The sequence below is a fragment of the Streptococcus mitis genome (genome assembly GCF_000722705.1).
GTDB classification, from domain to species: domain Bacteria; phylum Bacillota; class Bacilli; order Lactobacillales; family Streptococcaceae; genus Streptococcus; species Streptococcus mitis_P.
The window spans coordinates 1-13,834 of record NZ_JPFW01000008.1 but is presented as its reverse complement, the minus strand read 5'-3'; the positions used below and the strand labels follow the sequence as shown (position 1 = coordinate 13,834).

The 13,834-nt window shown below is 37.9% G+C and carries 6 protein-coding genes; 4 read left to right on the top strand and 2 right to left on the bottom strand.

The features are described from left to right. The 3 genes from SK642_RS05230 to SK642_RS10050 all read left to right on the top strand — a co-directional run bounded on the left by SK642_RS05230 (position 1) and on the right by SK642_RS10050 (position 11,015). On the top strand, positions 1-3,084 hold the full coding sequence (locus tag SK642_RS05230) for a pneumococcal-type histidine triad protein (protein WP_033683689.1): 3,084 nt from the start codon (positions 1-3) through the stop codon (positions 3,082-3,084). A gap of 241 nt (positions 3,085-3,325) precedes the next feature. Then, positions 3,326-6,538 (top strand): pneumococcal-type histidine triad protein, encoded by a 3,213-nt coding sequence (locus SK642_RS05225; protein WP_033683688.1) that lies wholly within the window; start codon positions 3,326-3,328, stop codon positions 6,536-6,538. A 223-nt stretch (positions 6,539-6,761) separates the two neighbouring features. Then, the gene (locus SK642_RS10050) at positions 6,762-11,015 is read left to right on the top strand and encodes a pneumococcal-type histidine triad protein (RefSeq protein ID WP_080708946.1); all 4,254 of its coding nucleotides are present in this window, start codon (positions 6,762-6,764) and stop codon (positions 11,013-11,015) included. 33 nt (positions 11,016-11,048) lie between these two features. On the opposite strand, the gene pepT is transcribed toward SK642_RS10050, so the two are convergent. Continuing rightward, positions 11,049-12,272, bottom strand: coding sequence for a peptidase T (pepT, locus tag SK642_RS05205; protein WP_033683687.1), 1,224 nt, complete (start codon positions 12,270-12,272; stop codon positions 11,049-11,051). Between the two features lie 189 nt (positions 12,273-12,461). On the opposite strand from pepT, the gene hemH reads away from it, so the two are divergent. Next, positions 12,462-13,556 (top strand): ferrochelatase, encoded by a 1,095-nt coding sequence (hemH, locus tag SK642_RS05200; RefSeq protein WP_033683686.1) that lies wholly within the window; start codon positions 12,462-12,464, stop codon positions 13,554-13,556. Between the two features lie 75 nt (positions 13,557-13,631). Here the strand turns inward: hemH and SK642_RS05195 are convergent. Continuing rightward, positions 13,632-13,834, bottom strand: a 203-nt coding sequence (locus SK642_RS05195) for a transposase (protein ID WP_018370691.1), incomplete at its 5' end; no start/stop codon positions are given.

Sequence of the window (13,834 nt, the reverse complement as noted above, 5' to 3'; positions counted from 1 at the left end):
ATGAAAATCAATAAAAAATATGTAGCAGGTTCAGTGGCAGTTCTTGCTCTAAGTGTTTGTTCCTATGAGCTTGGACGATATCAAGCTGGTCAAGTTAAGAAAGATTCTAATCGAGTTGCTTATATAGATGGTAGTCAGGCTGGTCAAAAGGCAGAAAATTTGACACCAGATGAAGTTAGTAAGAGAGAGGGAATCAACGCCGAACAAATCGTTATCAAGATCACTGACCAAGGTTATGTGACCTCTCATGGAGACCATTATCATTACTATAATGGCAAGGTTCCTTATGATGCTATCATCAGTGAAGAACTGCTGATGAAGGATCCGAATTATCAGTTGAAGGATTCAGACATTGTTAATGAAATCAAGGGTGGCTATGTCATTAAGGTAGACGGAAAATACTATGTTTACCTTAAAGATGCGGCTCATGCGGACAATATTCGGACAAAAGAAGAGATTAAACGTCAGAAGCAGGAACATAGTCATAATCATAATACAAGTACTGATAATGCTGTTGCTGTAGCCAGAGCGCAGGGACGCTATACAACGGATGACGGGTATATCTTTAATGCATCTGATATCATAGAGGATACAGGTGACGCTTATATCGTACCTCATGGCAATCATTTCCACTATATTCCTAAGAGTGATTTGTCTGCCAGTGAATTAGCCGCTGCCCAAGCCTTCTTATCTGGAAAAGGTGGTCAATTAAGTACGGTTGAATATCGTTCAAGCAGAGCTGAAACAAGATCTGGTGTGAGAACGAGTCAAGCTGAGACTCCTCAAAATCCTACAACAGCTCCTGAGAGTCAAAATGAGGATTTGGATAGTCTTCTTCAAGAATTGTACGCCTTGCCACTTAGCCAACGTCATGTGGAGTCTGATGGCTTGGTGTTTGACCCAGCACAGATTACAAAACGTACTGCAAATGGTGTGGCAGTGCCTCATGGGGATCATTTCCATTTTATTCCTTATTCGCAAATGTCTCCTTTAGAAGAAAAATTGGCTCGAAATCTACCAATTGGAGGTCAGCCAGTTCAAAGTCATTCTGATAATACGAAACCAAGCAGTCCTGAAAAAACAAGTTCAACCATTAAACCAAACTTTAATCTCAATACGCAGGCATCAAATCGAGGAACTGGAGGCGCCTATACAACGGATGATGGTTATGTCTTTAGTCCGTCAGATGTGATTGAAGATACAGGTGACGCTTTTGTTGTCCCTCATGGAAATCATTTCCACTATATTCCTAAGAGTGATTTGTCAGCAGGAGAATTGGCTGCTGCTCAAGCCTATTGGAATGGTAAACAGGGCTCACATTCTTCTACAAGTTCAAGTAAACCAAGTAGTGACAATCCAAATCCAGCCCAACCAAGTTTGACAGAGACTCCAAATCTGACTGTTACCCCAACATATCATCAAAATCAAGGGGAAGACATTTCAACACTTTTAAGTGAATTGTATGCCAAACCTTTGTCAGAACGCCATGTGGAATCGGATGGTCTAGTCTTTGATCCAGCACAAATCATCAAACGTACAGCTAACGGTGTCGCAGTGCCCCACGGAGACCATTATCACTTTATTCCTTATTCACAAATGTCACCGCTGGAAGAAAAATTGGCTCGTATAATAGCTGTTAAGGGACAAAATGGCAGTGTCTTGCCAGGTGTTACTCCTCTGAAGCCAGCCCCTACTACAAAACCTCTAGCACCAGTGGAAAATAAACCGACTGAACTTGATGTCAACCAGGTTGTTAGAAAAGTTGGCGACGGTTATATTATCGAGGATAAGGGCGTTAGTCGTTATGTTCTAGCTAAAGACCTGTCTAAGGATAAGATTGACGCTATTGAAAATCTCTTGTCTAAGAAAACTCAAGAGACGCATGCCCTAGTTGCGAAGAAAGAAAATGTCGCTCCTCGTGACCAAGAATTTTATGATAAAGCATATAATTTATTGTCCGAGGCTCATAAAGCTTTGTCTGAAAATAAGGGTCGTACTTCTGATTTCCAAGCTTTAGACAAATTAGCAGAGCGCTTGAATGATGGATCGACTAATAAAGGAAAATTGGTAGATGATTTATTGGCATTTCTAGCACCAATTACCCACCCAGAACGTCTTGGAAAACCAAATTCTCAGATTGCTTATACAGACGATGAAATTCAAGTAGCGAAGTTGGCAGGTAAGTATACAACCTCAGATGGCTACATTTTTGACGAACATGATATTACCAGTGATGAGGGAGATGCTTATATAACACCTCATATGACCCATAGCCATTGGATTAAGAAAGATAGTTTGTCTGAAGCTGAAAGAGTGGCAGCTCAATCTTATGCTAAAGAGAAAGGTTTGACGCCTCCTTCAACAGATAATCAGGGTTCAGGAAATACTGAGGTTAAAGGAGTAGAAGCAATCTATAATAAAGTGAAAGCAGCTAAAAAGGTTCCACTTGATCATATTCCTTACAATCTACAACATACTGTTGAAGTTAAAAATGGTAGCTTAATTATACCTCATTACGACCATTACCATAACATTAAATTTGGGTGGTTTGACGAAGGACTTTATGAGGCACCTAAAGGCTATAGTTTAGAGGATCTCTTTGCGACTGTAAAATACTATGTAGAACATCCAAACGAACGTCCGTATTCAGATAATGGATGGGGAAACGCAAGTGACCATGTTCGTAAAAATAAAGCAGACAAAGATAGTAAACATGATGAAGAAAAGGAAGAACATCATGAAGCAGATGAGTCAACTCCTCCTGAATCTAATGAAAAGGAGAATCACTCAAGTTTGAGCCCTTCAGTAGATAATCTTTATAAACCGAGTACGGATGAAAAAGATAAAGAGGAAGAAGTTAAAGATACAGCAGATGAAGCTGAAGTCCCTCAAGTAGAGACTGAAAAAGTAGAAGCCAAACTCAAAGAAGCAGAAGCTTTACTTGCTAAAGTAACAGATACTAGTCTGAAAGCTACTGCAACAGAAACCCTAGCTGGTTTACGAAATAATCTGACCCTCCAGACCATGGATAATAATGGTATCATGGCAGAAGCAGAAAAATTACTTGCGTTGTTAAAAAGATAGCGAATCAGTTATAACGAAATCAGAAGAATAAAATTTATCCTATAAATCAAAAGGAGTAAGAGTCAGTAGCGATACTGGCTTTTATTTTTTAAATGACATAAAAATCTTGACAAAAGAGATAAAAAAATATAAACTATTAACCAGTTAATTAATTGGTTAAACAACTGGTTTGCAAATTAGTTTTTTAACTAAGTCGGAGAAGCTAAGAAATAGCTTCAACATTTGTTGAAATGAGGGAATTATGAAATTAAACAAGAAGTATATAGTAGCTAGCTCGGCAGTTATCCTTTCCTTGAGTCTATGTGTTTATGCTTTAAATCAGCATCGTCAACAGGAAAACACAGATAATAATCGGGTAACTTATGTAAATAACAATCAAGATGCTAAGAAAAGTGAACATTTGACACCAGACCAGGTTAGCCAAAAAGAAGGAATTCAGGCTGAGCAAATTGTTATCAGGATTTCAGATCAGGGGTATGTGACGTCACATGGTGATCACTATCATTACTACAATGGGAAAGTTCCTTATGATGCCCTCTTTAGTGAAGAACTCTTGATGAAGGATCCAAACTACCAACTTAAGGATGGAGATATTGTTAACGAGGTAAAAGGTGGCTATATCATCAAGGTAGATGGAAAATATTATGTTTATCTGAAAAATCTTGTCCATGCTGATAATGTTCGAACCAAAGATGAAATCAATCGTCAAAAACAAGAACATGGAAAAGAGGGTAAAGTAACTAGTCCTGAAGTCGCGGTAGCAAAATTACAGGGTCGTTATACAACGGATGATGGTTACGTTTTTAATGCTTCAGATATTATCAAAGATACGGGTGATGGTTACATAGTACCACATGGTGGTCATTATCATTTCATTCCTAAAGGTGATTTGTCAGCTAGTGAGTTAGCTACAGTCAAAGCTTATTTATCTAGCAGTAGTTCTACGCTAAACCAACCGTTGTCTTTGACAACGAGTAAAGATATTTCTTCATTCGATGATGGCTATGTTTTTAACATCAATGACATTGTAAAAGATAGCGGAGATGCTTATATTGTAAGGCATGGTGATCACTATCATTATATTCCTAAATCCACGCTTAATAACAGTCACCCCAAATCCTCTCATCAAAGTACACCAAGTTCGTCACAATCAAGCCCAATAGATTTGTCTTCACATGGTCATCATGAAGAACATGATTACAGCTTTGATGCTAATCGCATAATAAATGAAGACTCTGAAGGCTTTGTCATGAGTCATGGCGATCACAATCATTACTTCTTTAAGAAGGATTTGACAGCAGACCAAATTAAGGCAGCGATGGAACACTTGAAAGGTAAATTACCAGTCGCGCCAAGTTTAGAAAATGATAAAAATCACGAATCGGTTGAGTCATTGGTTTCTAAAGTTGAAAAAGTTCAAAAAGAATTAAATGATTTGACAAGTGTTAATTCTATGACAAATCTACCAAAATCAGATAATAAAACGGCTACTGAAAATACTACTACAAAAGAAAAACAATTTTCTGGAATCCATTATAAAACGAGTGACGGATTTTTATTTGATGGAAATCATATTATTGGTATATCAGGAGAAAACTTATTAGTAGCGCATAATGGAAATATGAAAGATATTCATGTCATTCCATTTGAACAATTAGTCCATACAAAATGGGAAAGTTTAATTCCAAAAGAACATTTAGAGGTAGCTAAAGCTCGCTATAATGGGACTGCAACAGCTCCTAAAGAGGAGTATCACCATGCTGATGCAACGAAGCCAGCAGAAATGAGTGAGTTAGATAAAAAAATCGAAGAAAAAATTGCAGGAATCATGAAACAATACGGTGTAAAACGTGAAAGTATTGTAGTCAATAAAGAAAAAAATGCGATTATTTATCCACACGGAGACCACCATCATGCTGATCCAATTGATGAACATAAGCCAGTTGGAATTGGACACTCTCATAGTAACTATGAACTCTTTAAACCAGAAGAAGGAGTTGCTAAAAAAGAAGGAAACAAGGTTTATACAGGTGAAGAATTGGCAAGTGTTGTAAAACTATTGAAAAACAGCACATTTAATAACCAAAACTTTACCTTAGCAAATGGACAAAAACGTGTATCCTTTAGTTTCCCACCAGAATTAGAGAAAAAATTAGGAACAAATATGATGGTGAAATTAACGACTCCAGACGGGAAAGTGATTGAGAAATTATCTGGAAAAGTATTCGGTGAAGGAGTAGGAAATATTGCTAATTTTGAATTAGATAAACCTTATTTACCAGGAGAAACTTTTAAATACACCATTACTTCAAAAGATTATCCAGAAGTGAACTACGAAGGACAATTTACGATTCCAAGCTCATTAGCTTACAACATGGCAAGTCATACGATTTTCTATCCATTCCATGCAGGGGATACTTATTTACGAGTGAAACCTCAATATGTAATACCCAAAGGGACTGAAGCTTTAGTCAGAGTGTTTGATGAATTTCATGGAAATGCGTACTTAGAAAATAACTACAAAGTGGGCGAAATTCAATTGCCTATTCCAAAATTAAATCAAGGAACAACAATGACAGCAGGAAATAAAATTCCAGTAACCTTCATGGCAAATGCTTATTTGGATAATCAATCGTCTTATATTGTAGAAGTTCCAATTTTGGAGAAAGATAATCAAACAGAAAAAGCTGGAGTTTTATCACAATTTAAAGGACATGAAAAAGGAGAAAGCATAAAAGACGAAGAATTACCAAAAATAACTGAAAAACTTGGAGAATCAAAACCTGCAGAAAAAGAGGGAACAGCAAAAACATCTGATAAAGTAGAAGAAACGCCAAAGCCAGAAGGGGAAATCTTAAAACCTGGTATAGAAAAACCAATTGAAAATCCTATTTCAGACCCAATGCTAGAAGAAGTTCCAACGGTAGATCCAGTTCAAGAAAAAGTGGCTAAATTTGCAGAAAGTCATGGAATGAAGTTAGAAAACGTCTTGTTTAATATGGACGGAACAATTGAATTACATTTACCAAGTGGAGAAGTCATTAAAAAGAATATGGCTGATTTTACAGGAGAAGAACCTAATGGAAATGCTGAAAATAAAATGTCTGAAAACCTAGCACCATCTCCTGAAAAAGCTGAAACACAACCAAGGGCAAATAAACCAGAAACCGTTTTACCAGAAGTACCAAAACCAAATGAAAAACCTGTAAAACCTGAAAATTCAACAGATAATGGTATGTTGAATTCTACAGGAAATGTAGGAGTTGTCCCTATTTTAGAACCAGGATTAGAAGAAGCACCTGCAGTAGATCCAGTACAAGAAAAAATTGCAAAATTTGCTGCTAGTTATGGATTAGGATTAGATAGCGTCTTGTTTAATATGGATGGAACAATTGAATTAAGATTGTCAGGTGGAGAAGTGATAAAAAAGAATTTATCTGATTTTACAGCGTAAAGAATAGCATTAGAAAAAGTCTGAATCAAAAATGAAGTTCTCTCAATATTTTGGGAGAGCTTTGTTTTTTTATTAATATATAAAATCTCTTGACATACAAGTTAAAAAGAGGTAGAATATTTACTGGTTAATTAATTGGTTAAACAACCAGTTTAGGAAAAGCTCTTTAACCGAGAAAAAGAAGCTAAGAAATAGCTTCATCATTTATTGAAATGAGGAGTTTATGAAATTTAATAAAAAGTATATAGTAGCTGGATCAGCTGTTATCGTATCCTTGAGTCTTTGCGCCTATGCACTGAACCAGCATCGCTCGCAGAAAAATAAGGACAACAATCGTGTCTCTTATGTGGATGGTGGCCAGTCAAGTCAGAAAACTGAAAACTTGACGCCAAATCAGGTTAGTCAAAAAGAAGGAATTCAGGCTGAGCAAATTGTTATCAAGATTACAGATCAGGGCTATGTGACGTCACACGGTGACCACTATCATTATTATAATGGTAAAGTTCCTTATGATGCCCTCTTTAGTGAAGAACTTCTGATGAAGGACCCAAACTACCAACTTAAGGATGGAGATATTGTCAATGAAGTCAAGGGTGGTTATATCATTAAGGTTGATGGAAAATATTATGTTTATCTGAAAGATATTTCCCATGCTGATAATGTTCGAACCAAAGATGAAATTAACCGTCAAAAACAAGAACATATCAAAGATAATGAGAAGGTCGGCTCTGATGTTGCTGTAGCAAGGTCTCAGGGACGCTATACGACAGATGATGGCTATGTCTTTAATCCAGCTGATATTATCGAAGATACGGGTGATGCTTATATCGTTCCTCACGGAGGACACTATCACTACATTCCAAAAAGTGATTTGTCTGCTAGTGAATTAGCAGCAGCCAAAGCTATTCTAGCTGGCAAAAATACGCAACCGAGTCAATTAAGCTATTCTTCAACAGCTAGTGACAATAATACGCAATCTGTAGAACAAGGATCAACTAGTAAGACAGAAAGCAAAGCTGAAAATCTCCAAAGTCTTTTGAAGGAACTCTATGATTCACCTAGTGACCAACGTTATAGTGAATCAGATGGTTTGGTCTTTGACCCTGCTAAGATTATCAGCCGTACTGCAAATGGAGTTGCGATTCCGCATGGCGACCATTACCACTTTATTCCTTACAGCAAACTCTCTCCTTTAGAAGAAAAGATTGCCAGATTGGTTCCTATAGGCGGAACTGGTTCTACGGTCTCTACAAATGAAAAACCAAATGAAGTGGTATCTAGTCTAGGAAGTCTTCCAAGTAATTCATCTACTTTGAATCATGCTTCGTTGTCTACGAATAAAACAATCTCTTCAACATCAGATGGTTATATTTTTAATCCAAAAGATATCGTTGAAGAAACAGCTACAGCTTATATCGTCAGACATGGTGATCATTTCCATTACATTCCAAAATCAAATCAAATTGGGCAACCGACTCTTCCAAACAATGGTCTAGCAACACCTTCGCCATCTCTTCCAGCCAATCCTGGTGTTTCACATGAGGAACATGAAGAAGATGGACACGGCTTTGATGTCAATCGTATTATCGCTGAAGATGAATCAGGATTTATCATGAGTCATGGTGATCATAACCATTACTTCTTCAAGAAGGATTTGACAGCAGATCAAATTAAGGCAGCGCAGGATCACTTGAAAGGTGTAAGAACAGGAACACCAAGTCCAGCACATGATGACGATGATGATCATGATGAAGATGCACATGGTAATCATCATGACGAACATGGACACGGCTTTGATGCCAATCGAGTTATCAGTGAAGATGCCGCAGGCTTTGTCATGACTCATGGTGACCACAATCATTACTTCTTTAAGAAAGATTTGACACCAGAACAAATCAAGGCAGCACAGGATCATTTGAGAGGTAAAACGCCAGTAACACCAAGTCCAGCACATGATGACGATGATGATCATGATGAAGAAGCACATGGTCATCACCATGACGAACATGGACACGGCTTTGATGCAGATAAAGTCATTAGTGAAGATGCGGCAGGCTTTGTCATGACTCATGGTGACCATAATCATTACTTCTTTAAGAAAGATTTGACACCAGAACAAATCAAGGCAGCACAGGATCATTTGAGAGGTAAAACGCCAGTAACACCAAGTCCAGCACATGATGACGATGACGATCATGATGAAGAAGCACATGGTCATCACCATGACGAACACGGCCATGATTTTGATGCCAATCGAGTTATCAGTGAAGATGCGGCAGGCTTTGTCATGACTCATGGTGACCACAATCATTATTTCTTTAAGAAAGATTTGACAGCAGAGCAAATCAAGGCAGCTCAAGATCATTTGAAAGGTAAAACGCCAGTAACACCAAGTCCAGCACATGATGATGACGATGATGATCATGATGAAGAAGCACATGGTCATCACCATGAAGCACATGGTCATCACCATGAAGCACATGGTCATGGTTTTGATGCCAATCGAGTTATCAGTGAAGATGATCAAGGATTTGTTATGTCCCACGGTGACCACAATCATTATTTCTTTAAGAAAGATTTGACAGCAGAGCAAATCAAGGCAGCGCAAGACCATTTGAAAACACATCATGATGCAGAGCCTGTAAAACCACTTGCAAAATCTGTTGAATTATTCTCTAAAGATGCTAGTGATGAAGAAAAAATAGCTTATATTTCTAAGACCTACGGGGTTCCACTTGAAGCTATTAGAATTTCAAACGGATTCTTTGTATTTGGTAATCCAGATCAAGCCTACGATCCGACTCATATCCATCCCTATGCTGTTCGTAAGGAACATGTTCGACTTCCACTCCAAACTGGCAATCCAGAACTTGATTTCTTAAATGAACTTTATACGACTGCCTTACGTGATGGGGTGTCTCCTTATAGCTTACAGGTAGAAAATGGTAGTTTTGTGATTCCTCATGGTGACCACAATCACTACATCAAGGTTCAAACCAAGGGCTATGAAGTAGCTTTGAAAAATAAAATTCCAGCTCTCCAATCCAACTATCAACCTGGAGCGTTTGATGAGAAAGTAGTCTTGGCTAAAGTAGATCAACTTCTAGCTGAAAGTAGAACGATTTACCAAGATCAACCTATTAAACAAAGACAAATTGAGTTGGCTTTGGGTCAATTTACTGAGAGTATGAAGAAACTTGCAACCAACTCGACTGCGGGTTATCTTGCAAGACTTGATCTCTTTGATAAGCAATATATCCATATTGATGGAAGTGTCAAACCAGTCGAAACAAGTGCTTTAGATAAGAAATATCAGGCCTTGATTGATAAAATCAATACACTTGATACTGACTCTTATGGACTTCCGAAAAAAGATCTTCTAGTTCGACTCCAAGAAGCTAAGTTGGCTAAAGATGAAGCTGGTTTATCAGCAGTTGAATCACAACTTCAAGCCCTACAAGACTTTAATGATCGTACTGGTGATACAACAGTGGAATACATCAAGTACTTCTATGAGCATGTAAATGATGGTCGTTTAAGTGATGAACTTCGTAATAAAGCAGCTAATTTGACTTTTACTTTATATCAATCCCAATCCTTCCGTAAGGCTGTGGACTTGAATAAACTGTTCCCAAGCATTTACCAAACAAAACAAAAAGTAGAAGAGGCTTTGAAAAATCAACCAACTTCTGCAAAAGTAAATGAAACAGTTTTAGATAAAGAAAAAGTTGATAGTCAATCTGCTAAGCAAGCAATCTATGAATTCCTTAAAGAACTCTATCCTAATCTTAAGAAAGAGGAACATGTTAATCATGTTAGCAAAGAGCAAGTTGAAACTATCTTAACTAAAGCAGAGCAATTCTTAGCTCAAGTTAAAGAAGTAGGAATCAGACAATCCTTGGCAGAAGAAGTAGAAAATCTAAAAGTGGCAGCTAGCAAGGCTGATGCAGATTTGGATGAAATCAATGTCCAAGTTAACGATCTATTGACACGTATTGTAGCTACTCTGCAAAAAGAGAAAGAGACTGCGCAACAAGATCCACAAATAATTAATCTACATAAACAACTCTATGGATATATCAACTCATTACATAAGTATTTAGAAGATAACAATGGTTCAAATGAAGAATTTGAAAAAGTTGATAAACTATTCGAACAGCTTGATACTGATGTGAAAAATAGTGATAAGGAAGCTTTACTTGAATTAGCGAAAACAATAGTAGCCTTGACTCAAGAAATCAAGTCAAAATCAAGAGCAAGTGAAGAAACAACTCCAGCAACAAATGCTGAATCAAATGGTGATAAGACAAGTGCTGAGAATCAGCCAAACGCAACTGCAGAATCTAACAGTGAGACTGTAAGCGACGAAAGCAAACCAAGCAACACAAGAGATTCTAAACCTGCTGAATCAACTTCAGAAAAGGAAACAACAGAATCTACAACAAGTACTGGAAATCAAGAAAAACCAGCTCAATAAAAAAAGGCGAAGTAGCTGAGCTACCTCGTCTTTTTAGTCTCTATAAGCTACGATACCAATGATGGTATCAACTGCACGTTCCATGGTCTGAAGGCTGACGTATTCAAAACGTCCGTGCATGTTCTCGCCGCCAGCAAAGATATTAGGAGTTGGGATTCCCATAAAGGAAATTTTAGAGCCGTCTGTCCCGCCACGAATTGGTTCGATAATAGGCTTGATCCCTAAGTCCTCCATAACGGCCTTAGCAATGGTAATTGGAGTCATGTCTTTCTCAATGACTTCTTTCATATTGTAGTACTGGTCTGTCAAGTTTAGGGTGACACGGTCACTACCAAGTTCTTGATTCATCTTATCAACAATAGACTGCATAGCTGCTTTACGCGCTTCAAAAGCATCTTTTTCAAAATCGCGAATAATGTAGCTTGCACGGGCCTCCTCAACACTACCTGTCACATCCATTAGATGGTAGAAGCCTTGGTAACCTTCTGTTAACTCAGGTCGGTCATTCTCTGGAAGTTGATTATGAAAATCAATTGCTAGCTGAAGGGCGTTTACCATTTGCCCTTTTGCTGTACCAGGGTGGACATTGCGTCCTTGGAAATGCAATTCAGCACCAGCTGCTGAGAAAGTCTCATACTGAAGTTCGCCTAGTGGTCCTCCATCAACAGTGTAGGCAAAATCAACATCAAAATCTTCTGCATCAAATTTATTAGCACCAACACCAATTTCCTCATCTGGACCAAAACCAACACGAATTTCACAGTGTTTGATTTCAGGGTGAGCAGTTAGATATTCAATGGCAGTCATAATTTCAGCAATTCCAGACTTGTCATCAGCACCTAGTAAGGTTGTTCCATCGGTTGTGATGAGCGTTTGTCCTGGATATTTCTCTAGACTCTTAAAGTCAGCTGGATCTAATTTAAAACCAGAATTCCCTAGTTCAATCACACCACCATCGTAGTTTTCAATCACCTGTGGATTAATTCCTTCGGCATTAAAATCAGCAGTATCCATGTGGGAGATGAAGCCAATCTTACGTGTTAAAGACGGATCATTAGCTGGCAAGGTACCAATCGCAAAACCATTTGGAAGGTAGTAGACGTTTTGAAGTCCAACACGTTTCATTTCTGGAATCAGGACATTGGTCGCGAAGTCAACCTGACTCTGTGTACTTGGAGTAGTAGTAGAGTGTTCATCAGAGCGCGTGTTGACCTTAACGTAGGTTAAGAAACGTTCCAAGAGATTTGGGTAAGTCATAAAAAAACTCCTTTTGAATTCATTTTTTCCATTGTATCATAGAAAGAAGAGAAAAACAAAAACAGAAGAGTGAGAATGTCACTATCTTGGCGTTTACTTATTAATCATTTAGTGATAAAATAATGGCATTTACTTATTAATGAATTAATGATAAAATATACTTGATAAGAATATCACAAGGAAGTAGTTATGAAAAAAGCAATTTTAATGATGACCTTCGGTTCGCCAGAAGAGATTACCTTTGAAGGTGTGGCTGATTTTTTCACAAATATTCGTCGTGGAGTGAGACCTCAAGATCACGAGATTCAAACCCTCTATGACAATTATGTGCGAATTGGAGGGACCCCTCTGCAAAAAATTACTCGTGAAGAGGTTGCCTTGGTAGAAGCTAGATTGGGAAATGAATACAGTGTCTATTTTGCCAATAAGTTTTCCAGCCCCTTTATTCCAGATGTGATCGGTCAGATGGAAGCAGACGGCATTGAGCAGTGTATTTGCTTGATTTTGGAGCCTCATTATTCTTTCTATTCTGTCATGGGCTATGAGAAATTTTTAGAAAGCAAACAAATTCAATTTTTGGTCATTAAGGACTGGTATCAAGAAGAAGCTCTCTTAAACTATTGGGCAGATGAAATTGATAAGATTTTAAAAGAAGAAGTAAAGCAGGATAGCTTTAAAGTCATTTTTTCAGCCCACAGTGTGCCCATTTTTGCCTTGGATTTTGGTGACCCATATATTGATCAAATTTTCGAAAATAGCCAGCTAGTCGCTGAAAAATTGGGCTTGAATTCAGAACAATATACCAACACTTGGCAGAGTGAAAGTGATATCGGTATCCCATGGATTAAACCAGATGTCTTGGAGTATCTTAGAGAACAGAAAGAACATCCAGACCATTACATTTTTGTTCCTATCAGCTTCATCAGCGAGCATATTGAAGTCTTGTTTGATAACGATGTGGAATGTTATGACTTATGTCAGGAATTTGGGGTAAGCTACCATCGTCCACCAATGCCAAATACAGATTCTCGCTTGATTGATGCCTTGGTCAATACCGTCAGAGCTAATGAGGACAAAGAATTTAAGGAATTTCTTCCAGAAGAAGAAACCTTTGATGAGTTAGTTCCTTCAGATGAGACGAAAAACATTTTGGCCGAATCACAAGACTTACAAATGCCAGAATTTGTGAAAAAACTGATTGAGAAAAAAGGTCGTGAAAATGTTAAGATGCCTTATCTTATCAAGAAAATGCTTGAGAAAGCAGGTAAGTTACCGAAAGAGTAAAGAAAAAGAGTCTGGGACAAAATAGTTCTCAGCCACAAAAAAGCTAGAGATTTCCAATAGCGGAACTCTAGCTTTTTAATTTTGAGTCGTTCTCTTATTGTATTTTAGGAGGTTATTGGCCATAAGTACCAATCCCATGTCAATTCTCACTTGACGCTTGCCCCTCAGATTACATCTCTTGTACCCCAAACAAGCCTTTATCTGCCCAAAGACAGGTTCCACATCAATCTTGCGTTGAGCGAAAATCTGTCTACCTTGGGGAGATAAAAGCGCCTGAC

Excerpts from the sequence above, each read along its gene's own strand:
- SK642_RS05230 (WP_033683689.1), top strand. The coding sequence starts at position 1 with ATGAAAATCAATAAAAAATATGTAGCAGGTTCAGTGGCAGTTCTTGCT.
- SK642_RS05225 (WP_033683688.1), top strand. The coding sequence starts at position 3,326 with ATGAAATTAAACAAGAAGTATATAGTAGCTAGCTCGGCAGTTATCCTT.
- SK642_RS10050 (WP_080708946.1), top strand. The coding sequence starts at position 6,762 with ATGAAATTTAATAAAAAGTATATAGTAGCTGGATCAGCTGTTATCGTA.
- pepT (WP_033683687.1), bottom strand. The coding sequence starts at position 12,272 with ATGACTTACCCAAATCTCTTGGAACGTTTCTTAACCTACGTTAAGGTC.
- hemH (WP_033683686.1), top strand. The coding sequence starts at position 12,462 with ATGAAAAAAGCAATTTTAATGATGACCTTCGGTTCGCCAGAAGAGATT.